This window comes from Streptomyces inusitatus (assembly GCF_014651115.1).
GTDB lineage: Bacteria > Actinomycetota > Actinomycetes > Streptomycetales > Streptomycetaceae > Streptomyces > Streptomyces amakusaensis.
In genome coordinates, this window is the sequence record NZ_BMWG01000006.1 from 86,962 (window position 1) to 111,406 (window position 24,445).

Annotated in this window: 22 protein-coding genes; 11 read left to right on the forward strand and 11 right to left on the reverse strand. The window is 72.2% G+C overall.

The window, feature by feature from the left end:
* Window positions 1-26: 26 nt before the first annotated feature.
* The 7 genes from IE247_RS12970 to ligD form a co-directional block, all read right to left on the reverse strand.
* Window positions 27-1,253 carry a histidine kinase dimerization/phospho-acceptor domain-containing protein gene (locus IE247_RS12970; RefSeq protein ID WP_308433227.1) on the reverse strand — a complete coding sequence of 409 codons (1,227 nt, stop codon included), beginning with the start codon at window positions 1,251-1,253 and terminating at the stop codon, window positions 27-29.
* 92 nt (window positions 1,254-1,345) lie between these two features.
* A complete protein-coding gene (locus IE247_RS12975; protein WP_190123206.1) occupies window positions 1,346-2,080 on the reverse strand; it encodes a hypothetical protein in 735 nt (244 codons plus the stop codon).
* A 109-nt stretch (window positions 2,081-2,189) separates the two neighbouring features.
* A complete protein-coding gene (locus IE247_RS12980; RefSeq protein ID WP_190123207.1) occupies window positions 2,190-2,567 on the reverse strand; it encodes a zinc ribbon domain-containing protein in 378 nt (125 codons plus the stop codon).
* The gene (locus IE247_RS12985; protein WP_190123208.1) at window positions 2,564-4,738 is read right to left on the reverse strand and encodes a PBS lyase; all 2,175 of its coding nucleotides are present in this window, start codon (window positions 4,736-4,738) and stop codon (window positions 2,564-2,566) included. The genes IE247_RS12980 and IE247_RS12985 overlap by 4 nt, the downstream gene beginning before the upstream one ends.
* 244 nt (window positions 4,739-4,982) lie before the next feature.
* Window positions 4,983-5,714: a class I SAM-dependent methyltransferase gene (locus IE247_RS12990; RefSeq protein ID WP_190123209.1), complete on the reverse strand. Its 732-nt coding sequence runs from the start codon at window positions 5,712-5,714 to the stop codon at window positions 4,983-4,985.
* Between the two features lie 55 nt (window positions 5,715-5,769).
* Window positions 5,770-6,795 (reverse strand): ATP-dependent DNA ligase, encoded by a 1,026-nt coding sequence (locus tag IE247_RS12995; protein WP_190123210.1) that lies wholly within the window; start codon window positions 6,793-6,795, stop codon window positions 5,770-5,772.
* Complete coding sequence (ligD, locus tag IE247_RS13000; protein WP_190123211.1) at window positions 6,792-7,667, reverse strand: non-homologous end-joining DNA ligase; 876 nt, start codon at window positions 7,665-7,667, stop codon at window positions 6,792-6,794. Before ligD ends, IE247_RS12995 begins: the two co-directional genes overlap by 4 nt.
* Before the next feature lie 49 nt (window positions 7,668-7,716).
* On the opposite strand from ligD, the gene ku reads away from it, so the two are divergent.
* Window positions 7,717-8,820, forward strand: coding sequence for a non-homologous end joining protein Ku (gene ku / locus IE247_RS13005; RefSeq protein ID WP_190123372.1), 1,104 nt, complete (start codon window positions 7,717-7,719; stop codon window positions 8,818-8,820).
* 59 nt (window positions 8,821-8,879) lie between these two features.
* Window positions 8,880-9,320, forward strand: coding sequence for a VOC family protein (locus IE247_RS13010; protein WP_190123212.1), 441 nt, complete (start codon window positions 8,880-8,882; stop codon window positions 9,318-9,320).
* A gap of 90 nt (window positions 9,321-9,410) precedes the next feature.
* Here IE247_RS13010 and IE247_RS13015 read toward each other — a convergent pair whose 3' ends face one another.
* The 3 genes from IE247_RS13015 to IE247_RS13025 form a co-directional block, all read right to left on the reverse strand.
* Entirely contained in the window at window positions 9,411-9,722 is a 312-nt protein-coding gene (locus IE247_RS13015) for a hypothetical protein (protein ID WP_190123213.1), read from the reverse strand.
* Between the two features lie 11 nt (window positions 9,723-9,733).
* Window positions 9,734-10,810 (reverse strand): VanZ family protein, encoded by a 1,077-nt coding sequence (locus tag IE247_RS13020; RefSeq protein ID WP_190123214.1) that lies wholly within the window; start codon window positions 10,808-10,810, stop codon window positions 9,734-9,736.
* A gap of 134 nt (window positions 10,811-10,944) precedes the next feature.
* On the reverse strand, window positions 10,945-14,283 hold the full coding sequence (locus IE247_RS13025) for a S8 family peptidase (RefSeq protein ID WP_229869084.1): 3,339 nt from the start codon (window positions 14,281-14,283) through the stop codon (window positions 10,945-10,947).
* Window positions 14,284-14,499: 216 nt separating this feature from the next.
* Between IE247_RS13025 and IE247_RS13030 the strand changes: the two genes are divergently transcribed.
* The 9 genes from IE247_RS13030 (at window position 14,500) to IE247_RS13070 (ending at window position 24,142) form a co-directional block, all read left to right on the forward strand.
* Window positions 14,500-15,444, forward strand: coding sequence for an aldo/keto reductase (locus tag IE247_RS13030; protein WP_190123215.1), 945 nt, complete (start codon window positions 14,500-14,502; stop codon window positions 15,442-15,444).
* A 142-nt stretch (window positions 15,445-15,586) separates the two neighbouring features.
* Window positions 15,587-16,582, forward strand: a complete 996-nt coding sequence (locus IE247_RS13035; RefSeq protein WP_190123216.1) for a glycosyltransferase family 2 protein — start codon at window positions 15,587-15,589, stop codon at window positions 16,580-16,582.
* Window positions 16,579-17,604 (forward strand): lysylphosphatidylglycerol synthase domain-containing protein, encoded by a 1,026-nt coding sequence (locus IE247_RS13040; protein ID WP_190123217.1) that lies wholly within the window; start codon window positions 16,579-16,581, stop codon window positions 17,602-17,604. Before IE247_RS13035 ends, IE247_RS13040 begins: the two co-directional genes overlap by 4 nt.
* Entirely contained in the window at window positions 17,591-18,991 is a 1,401-nt protein-coding gene (locus IE247_RS13045) for an aspartate aminotransferase family protein (protein ID WP_190123218.1), read from the forward strand. The genes IE247_RS13040 and IE247_RS13045 overlap by 14 nt, the downstream gene beginning before the upstream one ends.
* Complete coding sequence (locus IE247_RS13050; RefSeq protein WP_190123219.1) at window positions 18,985-20,007, forward strand: NAD-dependent epimerase/dehydratase family protein; 1,023 nt, start codon at window positions 18,985-18,987, stop codon at window positions 20,005-20,007. Before IE247_RS13045 ends, IE247_RS13050 begins: the two co-directional genes overlap by 7 nt.
* A 10-nt stretch (window positions 20,008-20,017) precedes the next feature.
* Window positions 20,018-20,938: a UbiA prenyltransferase family protein gene (locus tag IE247_RS13055; RefSeq protein ID WP_190123220.1), complete on the forward strand. Its 921-nt coding sequence runs from the start codon at window positions 20,018-20,020 to the stop codon at window positions 20,936-20,938.
* A 42-nt stretch (window positions 20,939-20,980) separates the two neighbouring features.
* Window positions 20,981-22,015: a glycosyltransferase family 2 protein gene (locus IE247_RS13060; RefSeq protein WP_190123221.1), complete on the forward strand. Its 1,035-nt coding sequence runs from the start codon at window positions 20,981-20,983 to the stop codon at window positions 22,013-22,015.
* Window positions 22,012-23,154 (forward strand): endonuclease/exonuclease/phosphatase family protein, encoded by a 1,143-nt coding sequence (locus IE247_RS13065; protein ID WP_190123222.1) that lies wholly within the window; start codon window positions 22,012-22,014, stop codon window positions 23,152-23,154. Before IE247_RS13060 ends, IE247_RS13065 begins: the two co-directional genes overlap by 4 nt.
* Before the next feature lie 43 nt (window positions 23,155-23,197).
* On the forward strand, window positions 23,198-24,142 hold the full coding sequence (locus IE247_RS13070; protein ID WP_190123223.1) for a class I SAM-dependent methyltransferase: 945 nt from the start codon (window positions 23,198-23,200) through the stop codon (window positions 24,140-24,142).
* A 53-nt stretch (window positions 24,143-24,195) separates the two neighbouring features.
* On the opposite strand, the gene IE247_RS13075 is transcribed toward IE247_RS13070, so the two are convergent.
* Complete coding sequence (locus tag IE247_RS13075) at window positions 24,196-24,357, reverse strand: hypothetical protein (RefSeq protein WP_190123224.1); 162 nt, start codon at window positions 24,355-24,357, stop codon at window positions 24,196-24,198.
* Window positions 24,358-24,445: the final 88 nt, after the last annotated feature.

Genomic DNA, 24,445 nt, shown 5'->3' on the forward strand with positions numbered 1-24,445 from the left:
CCGCATGCTTATGTCCCTGATGTTCCCTATGCGCCTTGCGTCATGCCTTGCGTCATGCCGTGCGTCGGCTGTGCCGGACACGAGTGGGCCAGCTTCACCCGGGCCACCGCCCCGCCCTCCGCCGCGTTCAGGAACCGCAGCTCCGCGCCGATCACCGCCGCCTGCCCCGCCGCGATCGTCAGCCCCAGACCGTGCCCCTTGCCGCTGCCGCCCTCGGTGCGGAACCGCGCCGGACCGTGCTCCAGCAGATACGCCGGATAGCCCGGCCCCCGGTCCTCGACCGTCACCACCGGACCGTCCACGGTCAGCACCACCGGCCCCCGCCCGTGCCGGTGCGCGTTGACGACCAGATTCCCCAGCACCCGCTCCAGCCGCCGCCGGTCGGTCTCCACGGCGGTGTCCCGCACCACCCGCACCTCGGTCTCCGTGCCCGAGGCCCGCACCACCCGCTCGGCCAGCCGCCCCAGCTCGTACACGTCCAGATCGACCTTCTCCCGGCCCGCGTCCAGCCGGGAGATCTCCAGCAGATCCTCGGTCAGGGAGCGCATCGTCCGCACCCGGTCCCGCACCAGCTCCGCGGGCCGCCCCTCCGGCAGCAGCTCGGCGGCGGCCGACAGACCGGTCAGCGGGGTGCGCAGCTCGTGCGCCACGTCCGCGGTGAAACGCTGCTCGCTCAGCAGCTTGCTCTGGAGCGAGGACGCCATCGTGTCCAGCGCCCCGGAGACCGTCGCCACCTCGTCCTGCGGCCTGCTGGGATCCGCGGTCCTGGGGTCGTTCACCCGGGCGTCCAGATCGCCCGCGCTGATCCGCCGCGCCACCTGCGCGGTCAGATGCAGCCGACGGGTCACCCGGGTCACCGCGAACGCGCCCACCAGCAGCGTCGCCCCGATCGCCAGCACCGAGGAGCCCACGATCGCGTGGTCGAGACCGGTGATCGTCCGGGCGCTCAGCGTGTAGTCGATCCGCACTGAAAGCGCCCGCCCGTCGGCCGGGCCCGCCGCCCACATGGTCGGACGGTCCCGATGGGTGCTCACCATCGTGCCGTGCTCCCCGCGCAGCGCCAGCTCGCGCAGCGCGTCGGGCAGCCCCGGCGGATTCACCCCCGCGTACGGGGGCAGCGGCTCGCCCGCCTCGTACGCCTCGGTGACCTCCGCCAGCTTGCCGAGGGCCTTCTCCCGGGCCCGGTCCACCGTCTGGGTCGTCACCGCCGCGTGCACCAGGGCCCCCAGCAGCGCGGCGAGGGCGCAGCACATCACCGTGATGAAGAGCGCGGCCTTCCAGGTGAGCGTCGCCGTCCAGCGGGGCAGCGAGAGCCGGGGCAGGCGGGCGCGGCGGGCGGTCCGTCTCACCGCCCCTCCGCCGGGGGGCCGGAGGATGCCTTGGGGGCCGGGGGGCGCTCGGCGGAGCGCGGCTTCACCCGGACGATCTCGTCACTCGTCTGGAGCATCGCCTGATGCCGGCCGTCCCAGGACCAGGCCGTGCGGTACTCGTACCCGGGGATCCCGGCCGAGACCGAGCGCAGAATGATGTCCCGGCCCGCCAGCTGCACGCTCACCAGCTGGTCGGAGGTGGCCATGATCCGCGTCAGCCGGCCCTTCGCGTCGGGCATGTAGCAGCGGACCGCCGTCTGCTGCTCCGGCATGGTGATCCCGATGATCAGTTCCTCGCGGCCGTCGCCGGTCAGATCGCGGTGGTACGGCACGAGCACCGGGCACGACCTCGGCTTCTTCCCGCAGTCGCGGAGCTTGGCCGAGGTCTGCTGGTAGATCCCGTCGATGCCGCGCCTGCCGTCGGGGCCGACGGTCTCCTCGGCCCGCAGCACGGCGACCGGATCCAGTCCGCGCACCCCGCCCGAGGGCACCTTCACGCCCCGGACCAGCGCGGTGTCCGCCTCGCCGTAGTCGTACGGCGGCGCGGTGACCGGCGGCAGCCCGGGCCACAGCCGTACGGGGCCGGTGGCCGTCGACGTCGGCCCGGCGCTCTTCACCCGGCCCGCGTCGCCGCAGCCCGCCAGCACGGCGACGGCGGCCGTCACCCCGAGCAGCGCGGCGTACGGAGGTCGGGGCGGGCGCGGGCGCAAGGCTCTCCTCGTCGGATGGACGGCCGGTCGGTCCGTCCACCATATGCGCAGGGAGATTTCGGAAACGTCGCGCACCGCCCGGCACCCCGCCGGGCCGGGCCCCGGCGCGTCAACGCTGGTACGGATTGCCCCCCTGCGGACCCCGCGGCCCCTGCGGCCCCTGGCCGTAACCCTGGCCCTGCCCCTGGCCGCCTGCCGCGAAGCCCTGTGCCCCCGGAGCCGAGGGGCCGGAACCGGAGAGCCCGGGCCCGGCCGCGCTCTGCGCCAGCAGCTGGTCCGCCTCCTCCTGGCTCGCCTTCCGCTCGGCGCCGCAGAACGTGCACTGCGTCGCGAACTTCGTGGAGACGGGGAACAGCGGCACGAAGAACAGCGTGAACTTGGTGATCCGCTTGCGCAGCGTGTGCGCGGCCGGGTTGCCGCAGAAGCCGCACACGAAGGTGAGTATCGCCAGCTGGTGGATGTACCCCTTGGTACCGAAAATGATCATGCGCCCGGTCTCTCCCTCGTCAGCGCCCGCCGGCACAGGGCCAGCAGCCTCTCGTCCCTCACGATGTCATGGCTGCCGTATCCCCCGTCCACGGCGTTGTGACGCCTCGGCCGGGACAGCTCGGCGCTCAGCACCCGCTCCGCGCCCTCGGCGCACTCCGCGACCGGCGGGCCCGCGGTCCACGCCCGCTCCGCCAGCCGCTCGGCTATCGGCACCCTGGTGAACGGCATCGCGCCCCACGAGCTCCGCAGCAGCCGCCAGGCGGGCTCCGGATAGTCGGTCACCCGCCACAGCGCCAGCGCCCCGTCCACCCGGGTCCAGGGATCGGAGGCCCGCAGCAGCAGCCGCAGCTCGGGGAAGGCCGGATTGGCGGTGAGACCCATCGACCCCAGCGTGCAGGCCGCCGAGCGGCGCGTCCCGGAGTCCGCCGAGGCCAGCGCCGCGCGCAGCGTCGGCAGCACGGCGTCCGCGTCGCCCTCCACCGCCCATAACGCCGTCGCGACCTTCACCCCGAACCCCCCGGGCAGCAGGGGAGCGCGGCCGAGCAGCGCCCGCAGATCGGGCACCGCCTCCCCGGCGGCCGGGCCGAAGGCGGCGAGCGCCCGCAGCACCAGCTCCTCCACCCACTCCCTGCGGTACTCGGGAGCGCCGCGCAGTATGCGCAGCACCTCCGGCAGCGCGTCCACCGCCCGCAGCGCCGTGAGCCCGTACAGCAGCGGCCCCGCGACGTCGTAGAGCCGGTGGTCCAGCCGGGTCTCGGCCAGCCGGCCGCGCAGCGCGGGGGCGAGCGGGGCCGCCGCCGGGCCCAGATGGTCCAGCACATAGCCGAGATCCTGCGGGGCCTCCGGCAGCTCCAGCATCCGCCCCAGCACCGGCACCACCCGCGCGTCACCGGCGCGGGCGAGCGCCGCCACCGCGCTGCCGAGCATCCGGGGCCCGCTCGCCCACTCCTGCACCCAGTGCGAGGGCTCGGCGCTCACGAACTCCGCGAGCGCGTCCGTGGCGGGCGCGGCCAGCTTGAACAGCTCCCCGAGCGCGGTGGCGGCGGCGTTCGCCAGCCGGGGCTCCGCCGCGTCGAGCTGCTCCCCGATCAGGCCGATCAGCTCGCCGTACTCGCCGCGCCAGGAGCGCAACAGCCCGCTGCTCATCCGGATGGCGTCGATCCGCTGGGCGGGGTCGGGGCTGCGCAGCTGTCCGGCGAGGAGGGCGGTGCGCTCGGCGACCCGGTCGCCGAGGCCGGAGTGCAGGGTACGGAGGAGATCGCCGGTCCACGGCGCGCGCGGCCCGCCCTCCCCGCCCCTGTCCGTGCCCTCGCCGGCTTCCCCGTGAGCGGGCCCGGTCTCCGCCCCGGCCTCCCGCAGCAGGCCCATCACCCCCGGCACCACATCGGCGGGCAGCGCCTGCGGCGCGCACCGGGCGAGCTGGGCGAGCGCGGAGAGCCGGAGCCCGGCGTCGTACGAACCCCGGGCGTCCCAGGCTCCCGGGGTGCCCGGGGGCACGGTTTTACATGGGGCCGGGCCGGAAGCGGGGCCGGGAGTCGGGCCCGGTGCCGGCTCGTAGGGCAGATGGGCCAGCTCGATCAGCCACTCGACCACCTCGGAGGCGAGCCTGCCGTGCCGCAGCGCTATCCGCCCGGCCGCCTCCACACAGGCGAACCGCACCTCGGAGTCCTGTTCGATCTTCAGCCGCTCGCGCAACAGGCCGAGTACCAGATCCGGTTCGCCGTGCAGGGTGGCGAGCGCCAGCGGGGCGGTGAGCCGCACCCCCCGGTCGTCCGAGTCGAGGAGCGCGAGGAAGACATCGGCCCCCGCCGTCACCGCCGAAGAGGCCATGGCGTAATTCGCCGCGTACTCGAACTCCTCGTCATCCGGGTCGAGTTCTTCGTCTCCGTCCAGATCGATCCCGCCGATGCTGGTCAGCAGCTCGACAATGCCCCCGCGATCCTGGATCGCGGGATCCGCCGCCAATTCGAGCAGGAACGGTATACAGGCCAATGTCGCGTCGTACACATCGCCTTGATGATGAACCGCGCCGTACATACCGTCGAGCGCGGCCTCGCGCTCCGCCGGATCGGCGGACGCCAGGCCCCTCAGCAGGCCCGGCACATCATCCGCCGGTCCATAGGCATGCTCCAGCGCGGCCCAGTCGACCTCGTCGATTCCCCCGAACACGCCGCCCCCTCCCAAGAGCCGTGCGAAACTCTTCCGCGCTCGGAACGAGCTGTCGTGACCGAGTGCTTGGGGAGAGTGTGCACCACTCCCAGGACATCGAGGGGATATTGCCCAGAAGGCCCCCGGCCTGATTTCATGGTCGATAGCGTCTGTCGTCGGATCGGGGCATCGTGCGTATGGGCAGCACGCTATGCCGCGAATAAGTCCGTACCAACAAATGCCGGGTCCCGGCGCGGCCGGTCCCTCAATCGGTGCTTCGCAGTCGGTATTCCTGAAGGGTGGCTTCCGTGGTGTCCCGGACGGAGACCGCGGTGAGACCGGCGGTCGCGGCGAGGGACTCGAAGCCCTCGCGGCTGTGCCAGTGGATCGTCCAGGGGCGGTCGACGACGGTGCTTCCGCCGCCGTGGTGCCGCTCGTAGCGCAGCAGCGTCGTCTGGGTGCGCGCGGACTCGTCCCGCTCCTCGGACACCACCGACACCCGCAGTTCGGCGCCGTCGTCGGCGGTGGCGGTGCGTACCCGGCCGAACTGTTCGGCGGGGGTGGGCGAGGGGACGAACAGGGGCACGAGGGCGGTGCCCCCCTCGGCGAGATGAGCGCGGACGCCCCGGAGGGCGGCCAGCGCGGTGGCGTCGTCGGGGAGGAGATTGAAGGTCGGCCCGGCGAGAAAGACCGCGCGGTAGCGGCGCGGCAGGTCGAGCGCCTCCATCCGCTGGTGGTGGACGGTGACGTCCAGGCCCTCCGCCCGCGCCCGGCGGCGACATCGGTCCAGCATGTCCGCCGAGGAGTCGACGCCCTCGACATCCAGTCCGAGCCGGCGCAGACCGAGCAGGGGATCGCCGTCCCCGCACCCGAGTTCGAGCGCCGGAGCGCCCGCCTCCTGGACGAACGCCGCGTAGGGGGCCGGGTCCTGGGACACCGCTTTCAGCGGTCCGTACAGTTCGGCGACGATACCGGTGTAGAAGTCAGCTGGATCCACGGCCCGCACTTTACGCTTCAACCAGGTGGCCGTCGCCGTCATTTTCGGCCCCGAATCAGAGGCCGTCGTCCGTCTCCGCGCCGCTCGTGTCGTCCGCGCCGCCCGTGTCGTCCGTACCACTCGTGTCGCCCGTGGCGTCCGCGTCGAGGTCCTGCGGCAGCCGCAGCCGTACCACCGAGGTCGTGCCGTGCCGGGTGGTGCGCTGTTCGACCTCGGCCATCAGCCCCGGCTCCACCGGCAGATAGGCGATGGCGCCGATCCCGAGGGCCATCGCCCGGGGCGGCTCGCCCGGCACCGCCGCGAGCGGGGGCAGGGCGGCCGCCGCCTGCGGCCGCAGCGCCGGGGCCAGCGGACTCGTCACCACCGGGGCGTCGTCGTCCGGCACGGTCACCACCAGGGCCGCCGGGCGCTCCGCCGGGCCGGTGAAGCCGATGACCGCCGCGTCGCGCACGGCGGTGTGCCGCAGCTTCCGCCAGGCCCGGGCCCCGCCCGGATGGGTCTGGTACGTCTGGTCCAGCCGCTTGATCACCAGCCCCTCGACGCCGATCGCGGGCAGCGAGGCGTACCAGCTCACCGCCTCCTCCGGGTCCAGGGTCATCGGCACGGCCTGGAGCGGCGGCCCGAGCGGGGCCAGCAGCGCCACCAGCCGCCGCCGTCTCGCCTCGTACGACAGGCCCCGGACATCCTCGCCGCCCTCCGCGAGCAGATCGAAGGCGGCGTACGAGGCGGGCAGCCGGCGCGCCAGCGCGGGCGCGCGCCCCGGGGTCGCGGTGGCGCGCCGCTGGACGGCGGCGAAATCCGTACGCCCGCCGGTCCAGACGACCACCTCGCCGTCGAGCACCGAGCCCTCCGGCAGCGCCCGCCCCGCCTCCGCCAGATCCGGGAACGCGCCGGTGACGATCCGCCCGGAGCGCGCCTGGAGGACCGTCTCCCCGCCCACCCGGAAGATCAGCATCCGGTGGCCGTCGAATTTCGGCTCGTACGCGAGGTTCGCGCCGCGCGGCAGCACGCTGACCGCCTCCGCGCGGGCCACCCGCAGCGGCGGCCGGAGCGGCGAGTCGGGGCGGGTGGCCGGATTCATGGCAGCGGCCGGGCCCGGCCGGGGTCGGCCAGCGGGGCGAAGAGATCGCCGTACCGCTCCAGCCGGGGGGCGAGATCGGCGAGCGAACAGCTCAGATTCCGGCGGTCCGCCACCTCTTCCCAGGTCAGCGGCGTGGAGACGGTCGGCTCGGCACGGGCCCGCAGGGTGTAGGGCGCGGCTGTGGTCTTCGCGGCGGCGTTCTGGCTGTGGTCGACGAAGACCTTCCCGGGCCGCAGGGCGCGCGCCATCCGGTGCAGCATCAGCCGGGGCAGCGCGGCCTCCCCCTCCACGGCGAGGGCCTTCGCGTACGCGGACACCTCCCGGGAGCCGGTCGGGGTGATCGGCACCATCAGATGCAGCCCCTTGGAGCCCGAGGTCTTCACCCAGGCTTCGAGCCCGTCCGCCGCCAGCCGCTCCCGCAGCCACAGGGCGGCGGCGCAGCAGTCGGCGGCGGTGGCGGGCGGGCCGGGGTCGAGATCGAGGACGAGCCGGTCGGCGACGCCGGGCCGTCCGGCCCGCCACTGCGGGGTGTGGAACTCCACCACCAGGTTCGCCGCCCACATCAGCGACGGGAGATCGTCCACCACGATCTGGCGCGCGCCCGGGTCCTCCGAGCGGGGCACGGGGGTGGTCCGTACCCACGATGGCGTACCGGGCGGCGGATTCTTGGTGAAGAACAGCTGGCCCCCGGGCCCGTCCGGATACCGCAGGAAGGAGACCGGCCGGTCACGGAGGTGGGGGAGCAGCGCATCGGCGGTGAGGGCGTAGTAGTGCAGCATCTCGCCCTTGGCGGTGCCGGTCGCGGGGTGGATGACCTTGTCGAGATTGCTGAGCGCCAGCCGCCGCCCGGCCACCTCGGTGATCGGCGTCATACGATGAGAATCCCACGAATAAGGATTTTTCGGAGGAGAGGGATTAATGGTGCGATCCATTTGGAACGGCGCTATCTCCTTCGGCCTGGTCAGCATCCCGATCAAGCTGGTCAACGCCACCGAGAACCACTCCGTCGCCTTCCGCCAGATCCACACGGCCGACGGCGGCCGGATCCGCTACCGCAAGGTCTGCGAGCTGGAGGAGAAGGAGATCCCGTCGGCCGAGATCGGCAAGGGGTACGAGGACGTGGACGGGTCGATCATCCCGATCACCGACGAGGATCTGGCGGCGCTGCCCCTGCCGACGGCCAAGACGATCGAGATCGTCGCCTTCGTCCCCGCCGCCTCCATCGACCCGCTCCAGATGGACGCCGCCTACTATCTCTCCGCCAACGGCGTCCCCGCCGCCAAGCCCTACACCCTGCTCCGCGAGGCCCTCAAACGGAGCCAGAAGGTCGCCCTCGCCAAGTTCGCCCTCCGGGGCCGGGAGCGCCTGGGCATGCTCCGTGTCGTGGACGACGTGATCGCCATGCACGGCCTTCTCTGGCCCGACGAGATCCGCCGCCCCGAGGGCATCGCCCCCGAGTCCGAGGTGACCGTCCGCGACGCCGAACTCGATCTCGCGGACGCCCTGATGGACACCCTCGGCGAAGTCGACATGTCCTCCCTCCACGACGACTACCGCGAGGCCGTCGAATCCATGATCGCCGCCAAGGCCGACGGCGGCGCGGCCCTTCCCGCCGCGGCCGGCGAGGAGCCCGGCGACGGGCAGGTCATCGACCTCATGGCGGCGCTGGAGAACAGCGTGCGGGCCGCCAGGCAGTCGCGCGGGGGCGACGGGGACGGCGACGGGGCGCGGGTCGCGGAGGTGACGCCGATCAAGGGCCGGGGGAGCGGCTCCGGCGGGGGAGCGGGGGCGAAGAAGACGATCACCGCGAGGAAGACCGCGGCCAAGAAGGCCGCACCGAAGAAGTCGACCGCGACGAAGAGCACGAAGAGCACGAAGAGGGCGGAGACCGCGGAGAGCGCGGAGAGCGCGGAGAGGAAACCCGCGGCCACGAAGACCACGTCGGCGGCGGCGAAGAAGCCCGCCAAGAGCGTCAAGACCGCCAAGAAGGCGGTCAGGAAGACCTCCGGCCGCCACGCCTCCTAGCCAAGGTCCTGGTCCGGTACCGGAGGCGGCGGTTCGCCCCGGCCCTTATGGTCGGAGGCATGGCTGTTCAGCGTATGGACAACGTCGGCATCGTCGTGGACGACCTGGACGCGGCCGTCGCGTTCTTCGCCGAGCTGGGCATGGAGTTGGAAGGCACGGCACGGATCGAAGGACTCTGGGCGGACCGCACCGTCGGTCTCGACGGCATCCTGAGCGACATCGCGATGCTGCGGACCCCGGACGGCAGCGGCAGGCTCGAACTGGCGAAGTACCACACCCCCGCGGCCGGCCGCCCCGAGCCCGCGGCCCCGCCCCCCAACACACTGGGCCTGCACCGCGTCATGTTCGCCGTCGACGACATCGACGACACCCTCGCCCGTCTCCGTACTCACGGCGCCGAACTCCTCGGCGAGGTGGCCCGCTACGAGAACGCCTACCGCCTCTGCTATCTCCGGGGCCCCGCGGGCATCGTCCTCGCCCTCGCCGAACAGCTCGGCTGACTGCCGACTGCCGACTGCCGACTGCCGACTGCCGACTGCCGACGGGCCGACTGCCGACGGGCCGACTGCCGACGGGCCGACCCCCGACGGCTAACCGTCGACGACGAACCGCTCGACCCCGGTGTCGGTGAGCGAGTCCAGCGAGTCGAGCTGCTCGGCGGCGAGGAGCAGCTCTCCGTACTCCGCCCGGAGAACCGGGAGCCGGTAGTACTCGATCACCCGTCCGATCTCGTCCATGGCCATCTCGGTCTCGTCGTTCTCCGTCAGCTCCATGACCGACGACAGCGCCCCCACCGGCAACGGCCGGCCCGCGAGGCGGCGCGCCATGCGCGAGGCGACGGAGCGGATGATCGCCCCGGCCGGATCCAGGGGGTGCTTACCGGGTGGCTGCGGGGGGCTCATACGCGGAGACTCTACTCGCCGGCACGGCGTGTGATCAGGTCGCTGATGTGCCCTTCGGAGTCGACGAGGACATCCAGGCGGGTGGGCGTCGGCAGGTCTCCGTCCCGGTGCCGCCAGCTGACCAGCCAGCCGGGGGACGATTCCTCGCCGAGGCGCTCGACGTCCATGACCGATCGCCTCAGCCCCCACGGGGCGAATCGCTCGGCGTAGGCGAGGGCGACACGCTCCGCCTCCTTGTGCGTTCTGACGGGTCCGCTGGCGCCCGGTACGGGGAAGGCGTGCCCTTCCTCGACCCGCCGGGGGATCAGGTTCACCGTGAAATGCTCAAGGTCGGGCCATGACAACTCGGCGGACCCGGCGGCGAAATGAGCGGTGACCGTTCCGGTGCCCGCCTCCCCGTTCGTGAAGTCGACGCCCGTGATCGGGTAGCGGTCTCCGAAGGACCGTCTCAGGGCCTCGCCGACGGCGGCCTTCTGCGCGGGGCTCGCCGAGGCGAGGGTCATCGTCCGGTCCCAGACGGTGACATTCACCCATGCCGCCCACGAGGCCCCCAGGAGGACGAAGGCCACCCCGCAGGCGGCCAGCGCGTAGCGCGGCGTCGGGGCACAGGGTCTTCTGCGCATCCTGTTGACCACGACCCCCAGGCCCACCCCGCAGATCGCGCCGAAGGTGTTCGCGACGAGATCGCTGGGGTCGCAGCCGCCGGTGAGGGGCGACGTCAGTACCTGGACGGTCTCGATCGAGACGGGCAGCACCAGGGCGAGGCAGGCCATGAGGGCGACCCGGCGGGTGGCCAGGACGCCCAGGAATCCGAAGGGGACGAACATCGCCGCGTTGAGTCTGCCCTCCAGGTGCCGGAAGGGTTCCAGCACGTCCCTGTCGATGACGCACCGCAGATCGGTCGCGCCGCCCGTGGTCCAGAGCGTCAGCGAGAGGACCGCGGTGGTGCAGGCCACCCACAGGGCCGTGACCACCGGACGATCGCCCCGGGCGCGGGCGGCCCGGTGGGCGAGGGCTCCGGCGAGGAGGGTGAGTACGAGGGCGAGGGCCACGAATTCTCCGTGGTCCCGAAACACAGCGGTCAGCATGGCGAAGGTGTTCTCACAGAAGAGGGTAGGTCCGTTGCCGCACAGAGCGGCGGCCCATCGGATAAGTCTCCGATGGGCCGCCCTCGTTCGCCGGTCTCCCGGCGCTCAGTCAGTTGTACAAGTAATGCGTGTGGTTACTTGCCGAGGTAGGCGTTGTAGACCGTGAAGGAGGACTTGCCGCCCTTCTTGTCGGCGACCTCGGCGCGGTACGCGATGCCCTTGCCCTTCGCCGGGTTCTTGACGCTGACCTTGCCCTTGGTGACGGTCAGCTTCTTCCAGGTCTTGCCCTGGTCGTAGGAGACCTTGACGGTGAGGGACTTGAGGTTCTTGCCCGCGGCCGGGCCGTGGACGGTGACGGGCACCGACTGGGTCTTGCCGGCCGGGACGGTGCTGTCCAGGCCCACCTTGGCACCGAAGTGCGCGGTGGAGAGAAGCACCTGGGACGACTTGTTGGCCGCGGGCTTCTTGGAGCGGAAGGTCCAGCTGGCGTCGATGCGGCTGGCGACCGCGCCGGCCTTGGCGTCGCGCTTCTGGGAGGTGGCGAGGGTGTACTCGGCGTCGGCCGCGCCCACCTTGAAGGTCTTCTCGCCGTACAGCGGGTCGTTGTTCTCGCCGACCTTGGTCTTGCCGCGGTGCAGGGTGGTCTTGGCCGAGGAGAGGCCCGACCAGCCCGCGTGGCCCGCGCCGTCACCGAAGACCGGGACCGATCCGGCCAGCTCGTTGCCCTCGCGGAAGACGCCGAACTCCTTGCCGACGACCGGGCCGTGGACGCCGGTGTTGAAGTTCTCGGAGTAGGTCTTGCCCGCCTTGTACGCGGTGGAGGGGATCTGGTACCCACCGTCGTAGATCGGCCAGCCGTCGGGGTCGACACCGCCGATCTGGTTGTAGTTCACATTCCACTCCACCTTGGAGTCGGTGGAGAGGTGAACCGTCCGGGTGCCGGGCGCCTTGACCGGACCGGCGGAGGAGACGCTGCCGCCGGAGCCCGGCAGGTAACCCCAGAACCGCAGCTCGGCCTGCTTGTTCTTGGCCGAGGAGCCGAGTCCGGCCTTGAAGGTGGCCAGGTCGGCGGCCTTGTAGTGCTTGGTGTATCCGGCCGAGACCTTCTTCGTCTTGCCGCCGGAGACAGTGTTGTACTCCGTGCTCCCGCCGACCAGCCACTGGGTGGAGAAGGTCTGGGAGAGCGAGCCGTCCGTCACCTCGGGGCCGAGGTGGGCGGTCCGGAACTGGTCGAAGCTGTCGGCGAAGTAGCCGCTGCCGTAGCCGCCGTCCTTGAAGTCCAGGCTGTACTCGAAGACGCCGAACGAAGCCTTGGCCTTGGCGTCCGGCACCTTGATGTCGACCGGCTTGGCGACACGGGCGTCGATGTTGAGCGTCGTCTTCTTGTTGACGTTCAGCTTGGGCTGGACGAGGACGTCGACGCCCTTGGTCCAGCTCTCCGGGTCGACCACGACGATGCCGTCGACGACGTACTCGCCCTTGGGCACCCGGATGGTCTGCTCGCCCGACGGGTCGCTGACGTCGTACCAGCGGCCCTCGTTGGCGAAGTTGAAGAGGCTGGTGCGGCCGTTGGGCGCGGGCTTGCCGTCGCGGCCGGTGTGCTTGACGGTCACGTCGTACGACTCGACCTCGCGCTCGACCGCGGCGGCCGTGCGGACGCTCTGGCCGCCGCCCGTCGCGACGACGGTCGCCGAGTAGTGGCCGTCGACCGTGCCGCCGAGGCGGGTGTTGGCCGTCAGATCGACGGTCGCGGTGCCGCCGGCCGGGACGGTGACCTTGTTCGAGCCGAGGGTGAAGAAGCCGGCCGGGGCGGGCTTGCCCTTCGGGTCGGTCGCCGTGGCCGAGACGTCCAGGGTGACGTCCGCGGTGCCCAGGTTGCGGTAGGTGACCTGCTTGGTGACGGGCTTGTCATCGGTGTGCGGCCACTGCTGCACCCCGAAGCTCAGCGACACCGGCTCGGCGATCACGGTCTGCTTGATGGCCTGGTCGACCGCGATACGGCCCGAACCCTGCTGGAAGGCGCTGTACTTGCCGCCCTTGGCGGAACCGGCCAGCGCGCCCTTGATCTGCGCGGGCTTCCACGTCGGGTGCTGCTGCTTGAGCAGCGCCGCCGCGCCGGCCGCGTGCGGGGCCGCCATCGACGTACCCGAGATCGAGAAGTATCCGGCGGGCTTCTCGCCGACCTCCTTGGCGATCAGGCTGCCGGGGGCGGAGGCGGCGGTGGTGTCCACACCGGGGGCGGTGACGTCCGGCTTGAGGCCGCCGTCGCCGGCCCGGGGGCCGATGCTGGAGAAGTTCGCCAGCTTGTCGTTGTCGTCGACCGCGCCGACGGTCAGCGCGGCCTCCGCGCTGCCGGGCGAGCCGACCGTGCCCGCGCCGGGGCCCTCGTTGCCGGAGGAGATGGCGAAGAGGACGTCCTTCTCCGCCGTCACCTTGTTGACGTGGATCTCCAGCGGGTCCAGCTCCGGGCCGTCGTACCCGCCGAGGCTGAGGTTGATGACGTTGGCGCCCTGCTCCACGGCCCAGTCGATGCCCGCGATGATCCCGGAGTCGTCGCCGGAGCCGTTGTCGTCGAGCACCTTGCCGCTGAGGACCTTGGCCTCGGGGGCGACACCGGCGTACTTGCCGCCCGACTTCGCGCCGGTGCCCGCCGCGATGGACGCGACATGGGTGCCGTGGCCGAAGCGGTCCTTGGTGTCGGGGGAGGCGGTGAAGTTCTTCGCCCCGACGACCTGGTCCTTGAGGTCCGGGTGGGTGGCGTCGACGCCGGTGTCCAGCACCGCGATCTTGACGCCCTTGCCCTTGTAACCGGCGCTCCACGCCTTCGGCGTGCCGATCTGCGCGCGGCTCTTGTCGAGGTGGGCGCGGCGGACGCCGTCCAGCCACACCCCGCTGATGCCCGCCGCCGTGGCGCGCCCGCTGTCGCCGGGCTTGGTGAGGGCCTCCCACAGGGAGGTCGCGTCCTGCTCGGGCGTGGTGACCGCGTCCGCGTTCAGCGTCTTCAGGCTGCGGCGCACCTCGGTGTCGCCCGCCGCCCGCACATCGGCCTTGGCCGCCTGGGCCGAGGCCCCCCGGTAGCCGACGATGACCTTGAGGCCGTCGCGGTGCGCCTTGCGGCTCTCGGCCTTGCTCAGCTGAGTGACGTTGAAGAGGCGGCGGTCGAGCTTGCCCGAGCTGATCAGCTCGGCTGCGTCGAGCGGAATGACATAGGTGTCGCCGTTGACCGTGCGGGTCTGCACGGGTATGTCCTCGCGGCCCTTGGCGCGCTCCAGACCGGTGACCCGGCCCTTGGCGTCCACCAGCACACGGTCGCCGGTGATCAGGGTGATCCGGTGTTCGGTACGCCCGGCGCCGGCCTTGCCCGACTGGGCGAAGGCGGCGCTCTGGGTCTCGGCACGCTCCTCGATCGCTGCCGCCGGGCCGGTCATGCCCGCCGTCAGTGCCACGGCTGCCGCCGCGGCGATCGTGGTCACGGCCACCTTGCTTACTTGACTACGCAAGTCTCCCCCTGGAGATGAGCGAAGAGGGTGAACGTGGCTCGTTCACCCGTCCGGGGGGTTGGTCGACAGGCTGTACGCAGCCCGTCCCCCCGGGGCCTCGCAGTATGCCGCGAGAGAACACGCGAACTCAACGGGCTCAGCGGCGCTATCAATTGACTGTGAGTCAGCTCTAACTGTCAGAGTGATCGCATGACGACACCTGATCGCACCATCGCACTCGGCACTCTGGCCTTCGGCACAACCGTGGACGAGCCTTTGTCCTTCGCGATTCTCGACCGTTTCGCCGAACTGGGCGGCACGGTGCTCGACACCGCGAACAACTACGCCTACTGGGTCGAGGGAGGAACCGGTGACGAGAGCGAGATCACAGTAGGGAACTGGCTGGCCCGGCGTGGCGTCCGCGAGGACTTCGTCATCAGCACCAAGGCCGGCGGCCGGCCCGCCGCCTCGGGCACCGGACCCGGCCCCGGCGGCACCGAGGGCCTCTCCGCGAAGGCGATCCGCTCCGCCGCCGAGGACAGCCTGCGCCGGCTGAGAACCGACCGGATCGACGTCTACTGGTCCCACGTCGAGGACCGGGGCGTCCCCCTGGCCGAGACCGTCGGCGCGCTCGCCGCCCTGGTCGACGAGGGCAAGGCGGCCGAGCTGGGCGTCAGCAACCACGCCGTGTGGAGCGTGGAGCGGGCCCGCGCGCTCGCCGGGGACCGGCCGCGCTACACCCACCTCCAGTACCGCCACTCCTATCTCCAGCCCCGCTTCGACATACCGCTGCCCTCCTCCGGCCACCGGCACGTCACCCCCGAACTCCTCGACTACGTCGGCGCCGAGGGCGATCTGCGGCTCTGGGTCTACAGCGCGCTGCTCTCCGGCGGCTACGCCCGGAAGGACGTCGCCCTCCCGGCCGCCTACGACCACCCCGGCACCGGCCCCCGCCTCGCCGCCCTGCGCGAGGTCGCGGACGAACTGGGCGCGAGCGTGAACCAGACCGTGCTCGCCTGGCTGCTCGACGGCGACCCGGCCGCCCTGCCCATCGTCGGCGTCAGCTCCGTGGCCCAGCTGGAGGAGGCCATGGGCTCGCTCGCCCTCCGGCTGGACGACGACCAGCGCCGCCGTCTCGACAGCGCGGGCCGCTGAAGGATCTCCGGTGATCGATATCGTGTCGATAGCCGACCGATAATCGACTGATAATCGGCCGATAGCTGATCAATAGTCACGTGATAACCGCACGATAGCCACGGAATACGCAACCGATACGGCGCGCGACTGAACTGTCCGTATGACGCTCTCCGTATCGGTTGTCATACCGGCCCACAACTCCGCCCGGACCCTGGCCGCCTGCCTGGACTCGGTCTACGCCCAGACCTCCCGGATCCACCAGGTGATCGTGGTGGACGACGCCAGCACCGACCGTACGGCCGAGATCGCCCGCACCCGCCCCTGCACCCTGCTGCGTCACGAACGGAACAGGGGCGTGTCGGCGGCCCGCAACACCGGTGTCGCCGCCGCCACCGGCGACATCGTCTTCTTCCTCGACTCGGACGAGGCCCTCACCCCCGGCTCGGTCGCCGCCGCCGTCGACATCCTGCGCGCCGACCCCCGCTGCGGCTGCGTCCACGGCGTCATCGCCCCCGATCCGCTGTACGACGACGGCCCCGTCGAGCGGTACAAGGTGCTCCACGCCCACTGGTGGCGGGCGCGCGGAGTGGGCGAGACGCAGACCGCGTTCCTGGCCCAGGCCGCCCTGCCGCGCGAGGTCTTCGAGCGGGTGGGCGGCTTCGACGAGAGCCTCCGCGACTCGGAGGACCTGGAGTTCAGCGACCGGCTCGCCCCCCACTACCGGATCGTGCTCACCGACCGCATCGTCGCCCACCACGACGAGGAGCACCGGCTGCTCCCGCTGCTCGCCGAGACCTACCGCCGGGCGCTGCTGCTGGTGCCCGCGCTCGCCTCGGCCCGCCGCAGCGGCCGGCGCAACCTCACCGCCAACACCCCCGCCTCGGTGGCCGCCGCCGCCCTCACCCTCGCCACCCTGCCCCTGCTCCCGGTGCGCCCCGCCGTGCCCGCGCTCGCCGCCCTCGCCTTCTGCGGGGCCAATCTCGGCCTGCTGCGCTTCGCGGCCCGGCACCGGGGCCCTGCCTTCGCGCCGTACGTCGCCGGGCTCCATCTCCTCGTCCACGGCGCCCTGCTGACCGGCGCGGCCACCGGCGCCGTCCGCATGGCACTCGCCCCGAGGCCCGCCCCGGCGCCGACCGGCGACCGGAGCCCGGCATGAGCACCGGTCCCGGCACGAGACCCGGCCCCAACGCGAGTCCCGGTCCCGGCGCAGGTCTCGCCGCCCGGCTGTTCTCCCCGGCCGTCGACCGCGCCGTACGCCGCTTCCTCACCCCCGTGGTCGTCCTCGCCGCGCTCATCGGCCTCGTACTGCTGCTGCGCGACGAGGGCCCGGCCGCCGCCCGCGCCTTCGCCCGCGCCGAGGCGCTGCCGCTGCTGGCCGCCTCCCTCACGGCGTATCTCGCGGGGCTGTTCCTCGCGGTGCGCTCCTGGCGGGCGCTCGTCCCCGGCGAGCACCGGGTCAGGGGCCTGACGGCCGCCCGGATCTTCTTCCTGGGCCAGCTCGGCAAGTACATCCCCGGCCGGATCTGGGGACTCCTCGCCCATGTCACCCACGGGCGGGCGGCCGGCGTCACCGGCGCGCGGATGACCTCCGCCTATCTGCTGGCCCTCGCCCTGACCATCGTGACCGGCGCGGGCGTCGCCCTGCTCGCCGCGCCCGCCGCGCTGCCCGGCGGCGGCCACTGGCCGTGGCTCTGCCTCCCCGCGCTCGCCCTGCTCGCCTGCACGGTCCGCCCCGCGCTGGCGACCCGCCCGGTCACCGCGCTGCTGCGGCTCTTCGGGCAGTCGGTCCAGCCGCCGCCGGACAGCGCCGTACGCCGGTCGATCCTGCTGGCCCTCGCGTCCTGGCTGATCTCCGGCCTCCACCTGTGGTTCCTGGTGCTCGCCCTGGACGCCCCGCCCTGGTCCGGACTGACCACGGCCGTCGGCGCGTTCGCCCTGGCGGCGGTCGTCAGCAGCCTGGCCGTGATCGTGCCCGACGGCTGGGGCGTACGGGAGCTGACGATCACCGCCGCCCTGTCGGCGGTGCTCCCGGCGGGGGCGGCGGCCACGGCCGCGATCGCCAGCCGGGCCGTGTGCGTGGCCGCCGAACTCGGCGGCTCGGCCGTGGTCCTCACCTGGGCACGGCACAGAGACCTCAGAAACCCGACCCCCGTGGGAGACCCCCGTGTACACCCTTGACGACGCCCAGCGCCTGGACATCGGCGAGGTCCACGACCTCTACCGACGCCATGTGAACAAGAGCCAGGTGTCCCTGATGACCTCCTTCGGCTTCGGCCGCGAGCTGGTCGACCACGCCGAAGGCCCCTATCTCACCCTCACCGACGGCCGCCGCGTCCTCGATCTCACCGGCGGGGTCGGCGTCCTCAACCACGGCCACAACCACCCGCGCATCCTCGCCGTCCGCGAGCGCTTCGCCCGCGAGAAGCGGATGGAGGTCCACAAGACCTACTTCTCGCCCTACCTCGCCGCCCTGTCCGCCAATCTCGCCGAAGTCCTCCCCGGCGATCTGACCATGTCCTTCCTGCCGAACTCGGGGGCCGAGGCCGTCGAGGGCGCGGTGAAACTGGCGTACAAATACCACAACGGCCGCCGGGGCACCGTCCTCCGCGCCGACTGCGCCTTCCACGGCAAACTGCTCGGCTCCGGCGGACTGACCGGCCAGAGCCAGTTCCCCTTCCCCACCATCCCCGGCATCGGGACCTTCCGCTACGGCGATCTCGACTCGGTCCGCGCGGCGGTCGCCGCCCACCCCGGCGATGTCTACGCCCTCCTCATCGAGCCGTTCAGCGCCTCCACCGTCCAGCAGTGCTCCGAGGAGTTCCTGCGCGGCCTGCGCGAGCTGTGCACCCGCCACGACATCGTGCTGATCTTCGACGAGATCTACAGCGGCTGGGGCAAGACCGGCTCGCTCTTCCACTTCATGCGGTACGAGGGGCTCGTCCCGGACATCCTCACCACCTCCAAGTCCTTCGGCGGCGGCAAGTCCTCCGTCTCCGCCTACATCGCCCGCGAACCCGTGCTCCGCCGCGCCTACGACAATCTCGGCGACGCGCTCCTCCAGTCCACCTCCACCACCTACTACGGCTTCGGCGAGGAGTGCGCGACCGCGCTGGAGGCGGTCAACATCGCCGTCGAGGACGACTATCCGGCCCGTGCCCGCGCGCTCGGCGCGGTCCTCGGACCGGGCCTGAACGCCCTGGCCAGGGAGTACCCCGACGCCATCGGCCGGGTGACCGGCGCGGGCGCGCTCTGGGGCGTCTTCGTCGACGGCGGCCCCCGGCTGCTCGACCTGGTCGCCAGGCTCGCCCCCGGCGGACTCGCCCGCGACCCGCGCTTCAAGACCAAGCTGGTGACCTGCGCGGTGATCAACGCCCTCTACGAGGACCACGACATCTACGCGTACTACACCCTCAACGGCCTCAATCCGCTGGTCCTCGGCCCCTCCCTGGTCACCCCGCCCACCGAGGCCAAGCGCGCCGTCGAAGCACTCGGCGAGGTGCTGGACCTGGGGCTGACCCGGCTGGTGACCCGCTTCATCAAGCAGAAGGTGAGATCCCAGTGGTGATCACGATCACCGGCGCCGCCGGAATGCTCGGCTCAAGGCTCGCCGAACGGCTGGCCGCCGACGGCCACCGGGTCCGGGGCGTCGATCTGCGCGCGGCCCCCGGGGTGGAGCTCGTCGGCGACATCCGCGACCGCGCCCTGATGGACCGGGCCCTGGACGGCTCCGCCGCGCTGGTCCACGCGGCGGCGGCGCTGCCCAGCTACCCGGACGAGCAGATACGTTCCATCATCGTCGGCGGCACCGAGAACGTCTTCGCCGCCGCCCGCGCCGCCCGCACCCCGCGCGTCGTCCACATCTCCTCCACCGCCGTCTACGGACTCCCCAAGCGGGTCCCCACCCCGGAGTCGCACCCCCGCGAACCGGTCGACACCTACAGCCGCGCCAAGGCCGCCGCCGAGGAGATCGCCGAACGCCACCGCGCCGAGGGCATGTGCGTACCGATCCTCCGGCCCAAGACCTTCGTGGGACCGGGCCGCATGGGCCTCTTCTCCATGCTCTTCGAATGGGCCGAGGAGGGCCGCAACTTCCCCGTCCTCGGCAAGGGCGACGTCCGCATCCAGATGTTCGGCATCGACGATCTCACCGACGCCGTCACCACCGTCCTCACCGCCCCCGACCCGGTCGCCAACGACACCTACAACCTCGCCGCCGCCGAATTCCGCACCCTCCGCGAGGACTTCCAGGCCGTCCTGGACGCGGCGGGCCACGGCAAACGCGTCATAGGACTCCCCGCCCGCCCCGCGCTCACCGTGCTCGCCGGGCTCCAGCGGGCCAGGCTGTCGCCGGTGTACGGACGGCTCCTCCACAAGCTGATGGACGACTCGTACGTCAGCATCGACAAGGCCGCCGACCGCCTCGGCTTCACCCCCAAGCTCTCCAACCAGGACGCGATCCTGCGGACGTACGAGTGGTGGCGCACCGCCCGCCACGAGCGCCCCGGCGGCGGCTCCACCGGCCGCACCAGCCGGGACCCATGGAGCCAGGGCCTGCTGTCCGCCGCGAAGATCTTCTTCTGAGGGGCGCGCGATGACCCTGGTGAGCCGCGCCCGCCCCACGACACCGCCGCCCGCGTCCCCCGGGCCGGGAACCCGCCGAAGGCTTCCCGCCCCGCTCGCCCTCGTCCGCCCCGGCCAGTGGCCGAAAAACCTGCTCGTCGTCCCGCTGCCGCTGCTGGGCGCGACCGCCCGGTGGGACACGACCGTCACCGTCGCCCTCGCGACGGCGGCCTTCGTCCTCGCCTCCTCGCTGGTGTACATCGTCAACGACATCGCCGATGTGGAGCGCGACCGCCGCCACCCCGTCAAACGCCACCGCCCCCTCGCCTCCGGCCGGCTGCGGACCCGTACCGCCCTCGCCCTGGGCGCACTCCTGGCCGCCCTGCTGACCTGGGCGCTGATCGCGCTCGGCCCGGCCGGATCCTGGCCGGTGCTCGGCTATCTCGCGCTGAACGCCGCCTACAGCTGGCGGCTCAAACATCTGCCCCTGCTGGACGTCTTCACCGTCGCCGGCGGATTCGTCCTGCGGCTCCTCGGCGGCTACGCGGCCTCCGGCCGCCCGGTCGCGGGCTGGCTGGTGCTGACCGTCCTCACCCTCTGCCTGCTGCTGATCCTCGGCAAACGCCGCCATGAGCTGGGCGTCTCCGGCACCGGCCACCGCCCGGCCCTCGCCGGGTACTCGGCCCACTTCCTCGATCTCGTCCTCGTGCTCTGCGCCGCCCTCACCACGGTCGGCTATCTGCTCCATCTGCGCCTCGAATCGGGCCTGACGGCGGTCGCCGCCCCGCTCACCGCGCCCTGCGCCCTCTTCGCGCTCTTCCGGTACCTCCAGATCGTGACCGTGCGCAGCGGCGGGGGCGATCCCGTACGCACCCTTCTGCTCGACCGGGCCATGGTCGCCGCCTTCGCCCTCTGGGCGGGTCTGCTCGCCACCGCGCACCTCTTTCTCTGACCTTCCTTCCCGCTCGGCAGACCGACCCCCCCGAGGACCCGTATGCCCGTCCCTCTCGTCCCTCTCGTTCCTCTCGTCTCGGTGGTCGTCCCCCTCTACAACGACCGCCGGACCGTCGACCTCTGTCTGAGATCCATCCGGGCCCAGAGCCACCCCAGGCTGGAAGTCGTCGTCGTGGACGACGCCAGCACCGACGGCTCCGCCGAACTCGCCGCCGCCCACCCCGTCACCCTCGTCCGCGCCGAACACAACGGCGGCCCCGGGGCCGCCCGCAACCTCGGCGTCCACCACACCACCGGCGACATCGTCTTCTTCCTCGACGCCGACCTGACCATGCACAAGGACGCCGTCGCCGAAGCGGTCGCCCTCTTCGCCGAGAACCCCTCGTACGGAGCCGTGTTCGGCATCCCCGACAAGGAACCCCTCTTCCCCGAGGGCTTCATCGGCCAGTACCGCATCCTCCAGTACCACTACTGGCGCAAGAGCGCCGAAGGCCTGGTCAGCGGCGGCTTCTACGCCCTCGGCGCGGTCCGCAGAACCGCCTTCGAACAGGCCGGGCCCTTCAACCCGGCACTGCGCCAGACCGAGGAGATCGACCACGCCGAACGCCTCGCCGCCCGCAGCCCCCTGCTCCTCACCTCCCGCATCCGGGGCCGGCTCTCCGACGAGAGCCGACTGCGCCCGCTGCTCCGCAAGGCCTTCGTCCGCAGCAGGCTCCGCGTCCCCTTCTACCTCGACCGGGGCCGGGCGATGCGCGGCATGGAGACCGGCGGCCGGGCGGTGGCCTCCCTGCTCGCCGCCGTCGCCCTCGCCACCCTGCCGCTGATCCCCCGGCACCCCTCGGCCGCCCTCGTCACCGCCCTGGCGCTGGCCGGTTCCGTACTCGCCGATCTCGGCCAGTACCGCTTCGTCCACCGCGAACGCGGCACCGCCTTCCTCCTCCGCTTCACCCTGGCCCATCTCCTCGTCAACGCCGCCGTGACGGCCGGACTCGCCGCCGGGCTCGCGCAGTACGCCGTCAGCCCCCGCTTCCGCCGCCTCTACGCCGAGGCCCCCGCCCCCGCCGCCACCGCATGACGGGGCCGCTCTCCTCCCGCCGCCGCGCCGCCCGCACCGCCCGCCTCTGGTACGGGAGAACCCTGCTCGCCCTCGCCGCCCTCTGGCTGCTCTACGCCACCGTCCGCTGGCTCCTCAGCGGCCGCTGGCACTGGGCCATCCCCCTCGACGCCACCCCGCCCCTCCTCCTCACCGCCGTCCCCGCGCTCCTCCTCCTCTGCGCCGCGGCAGCCTGCGGCCCCCGCCGCACCCGGGCGGCGCTCCTGTCCGCCACCGCCCTGCTGCTCGCCCTCACCACCGGCTCCGGACTCAACTGGCCCGCCCTGTGGCGCTCCGAACACCCCGTCCCGCCGGGCGCGCTGCACATCGTCTCCCTGAACACGCAGTACTGGGGCCGGAGCGCGGGCACCGACAAGCTCTACGCCCTCCTCCACCGCCAGAACGCCGACGTCTACCTCCTCCAGGAACACGTCCGCTGGACCCCCGGCCGGGGCGAGAAGGGCTACGCCCGCCTCGACGACGACCAACGCCTCCGCGCCGAGTTCCCCGGCCACCACATCGCCCGGCGCGGCGAACTCCTCACCCTCTCCCGCCACCCCATCACCGCCAGCCCCCCGGTCGGCCCCGGGGCCGAACTGGGCCCCGACGCCCCCTTCGAGCGGGTCTTCCTCCGCGACAAGATCCTCCGTACCGACCTCCGTATCGGCGACAAGACCCTCAGCGTCTACAACGTCCACATCACCGTGCAGCTCGCACTCGACCTCAACCCCTTCTCCGGCCTCGACCTCAACGCCTACCTCCGCCGCAAACACGCCTGGCGACAGGCCGAATTCCGCGGCCTGGAACGCGACATGGCCGCCAACCCCCACCCCCAGCTCATCACCGGAGACTTCAACTCCTCCGACTCGATGCGCGAGCTGCGCCCCCTCCGCGACCGGGCCTCGGACGCACTCCGCGCCAACACCGACTTCACCCCGCTGAGCTGGAAGTTCCCCGCCCGCGCCGATTTCGCGGGAAACGCCGCGATCCACCGGGCATACCCCCTGTGGCGGCTGGACTGGAGCTTCACCGCCGGCCCGGTACACGTACACCGCTATGACTTCCGCCCCACCGACGGCATCTCCGAGCACCGCATGCAGGACCTGTGGATCTCCCTCTGACCGGCTCACCGGCCGGTTGACCCGCGCCGAAAGGACCACCGCCATGCGTACGCGCCCTTCCCCCGCCCCCGCTCCCGCCACCGCCCCGGAGCCCTCCCGCACCCTGCTGGAGAAGGCCCCCGTACTGCGGCGCGCCCTGAACCGGCTGGAGCGGAAACCCCTGCCCTTCGGCCTGCTCATGTGGGCCTTCGGCCTCGCGAAGCCCGTCTTCCTCGACCATGTGGTGACCCCCGAGCCCCGCGCCGAACTCGCCGAGGTCCGCGAGCTGCTGGAGCAGAACCGTGAGCGCTACGCCGACCGGCTGCGCGGCTTCCTCGAACACGGCGACCTGCTCGCCCGCATCCCCCTCCGCGGCGTCGAGAAGGCCTCCACCGCCTACTGGGGCAACACCTGGCTCCCCCCGCTGGACGCCCTCTCCCTCTACGGCTTCCTCGCCGCCGAGCGCCCCGCCCGCTATCTGGAGATAGGCTCCGGCAACTCCACCAAGTTCGCCCGCCGCGCCATTGAGGACCTCGGCCTGACCACCGAGATCATCTCCATCGACCCCCAGCCCCGCGCCGGCATCGACCACCTCTGCGACCGGCTGGAGCGGGTCCCCCTCCAGAACGCCGACCTCCGCGTCTTCGACGAGCTCGAAGCCGGCGACATCCTCTTCCTCGACGGCTCCCACCGCCTCCACATGGGCTCCGACGTCATGGTCTTCTTCTTCGAGCTACTGCCCCGCCTCAAGCCCGGCGTCCTCATCCACGTCCACGACATCATGCTCCCCGCCGACTACCCCGAGTCCTGGCGCTGGCGCCACTACTCCGAGCAGTACCTCCTCGCCGCCCTCATGACGGCCGCCCCCCACCGCTTCGACATCCAGCTCCCCAACGCCTTCATCCACTCCGACCCCGCCCTCCGCCGCCTCCTGGCCCCCCTCTGGAACCGCCTCGGCGTCACCCACCACTACGACCCCGGCTCCTTCTGGTGGCGTCACGCGGCCTGAAAACACCCTCGGGCCGCGGTCGCCATGACCGCGGCCCGAGAGCGGCGAAAACATCAGCCCTGATCACCCAGATCCCGCCGGCTCAGCCGCCGGGACTTCCCCAGCCGCCGCCGCACGGCCGCCGGATCCTTCTCCGACCGGCCGGTGCCCCGCACCTTGTGCCCCGCGCAGAGCAGGCAGCAGCCCTTCCATCGCCGATGCGGTGAATGCGCCATCGTTCGAGTCCTTCCCCAGACGCCCCGCCTTGGGGCCGGTCTGGCTCGAACACGCGCGAAGGGAAGGTCATTACGGGCATGTGGGTCA

Excerpts from the sequence above, each read along its gene's own strand:
- IE247_RS12970 (WP_308433227.1), bottom strand. The coding sequence starts at position 1,253 with ATGTGCTGCGCCCTCGCCGCGCTGCTGGGGGCCCTGGTGCACGCGGCG.
- IE247_RS12980 (WP_190123207.1), bottom strand. The coding sequence starts at position 2,567 with ATGATCATTTTCGGTACCAAGGGGTACATCCACCAGCTGGCGATACTC.
- IE247_RS12995 (WP_190123210.1), bottom strand. The coding sequence starts at position 6,795 with ATGAATCCGGCCACCCGCCCCGACTCGCCGCTCCGGCCGCCGCTGCGG.
- ligD (WP_190123211.1), bottom strand. The coding sequence starts at position 7,667 with ATGACGCCGATCACCGAGGTGGCCGGGCGGCGGCTGGCGCTCAGCAAT.
- IE247_RS13010 (WP_190123212.1), top strand. The coding sequence starts at position 8,880 with ATGGCTGTTCAGCGTATGGACAACGTCGGCATCGTCGTGGACGACCTG.
- IE247_RS13015 (WP_190123213.1), bottom strand. The coding sequence starts at position 9,722 with ATGAGCCCCCCGCAGCCACCCGGTAAGCACCCCCTGGATCCGGCCGGG.
- IE247_RS13020 (WP_190123214.1), bottom strand. The coding sequence starts at position 10,810 with ATGCTGACCGCTGTGTTTCGGGACCACGGAGAATTCGTGGCCCTCGCC.
- IE247_RS13030 (WP_190123215.1), top strand. The coding sequence starts at position 14,500 with ATGACGACACCTGATCGCACCATCGCACTCGGCACTCTGGCCTTCGGC.
- IE247_RS13035 (WP_190123216.1), top strand. The coding sequence starts at position 15,587 with ATGACGCTCTCCGTATCGGTTGTCATACCGGCCCACAACTCCGCCCGG.
- IE247_RS13040 (WP_190123217.1), top strand. The coding sequence starts at position 16,579 with ATGAGCACCGGTCCCGGCACGAGACCCGGCCCCAACGCGAGTCCCGGT.
- IE247_RS13055 (WP_190123220.1), top strand. The coding sequence starts at position 20,018 with ATGACCCTGGTGAGCCGCGCCCGCCCCACGACACCGCCGCCCGCGTCC.
- IE247_RS13060 (WP_190123221.1), top strand. The coding sequence starts at position 20,981 with ATGCCCGTCCCTCTCGTCCCTCTCGTTCCTCTCGTCTCGGTGGTCGTC.
- IE247_RS13065 (WP_190123222.1), top strand. The coding sequence starts at position 22,012 with ATGACGGGGCCGCTCTCCTCCCGCCGCCGCGCCGCCCGCACCGCCCGC.
- IE247_RS13070 (WP_190123223.1), top strand. The coding sequence starts at position 23,198 with ATGCGTACGCGCCCTTCCCCCGCCCCCGCTCCCGCCACCGCCCCGGAG.
- IE247_RS13075 (WP_190123224.1), bottom strand. The coding sequence starts at position 24,357 with ATGGCGCATTCACCGCATCGGCGATGGAAGGGCTGCTGCCTGCTCTGC.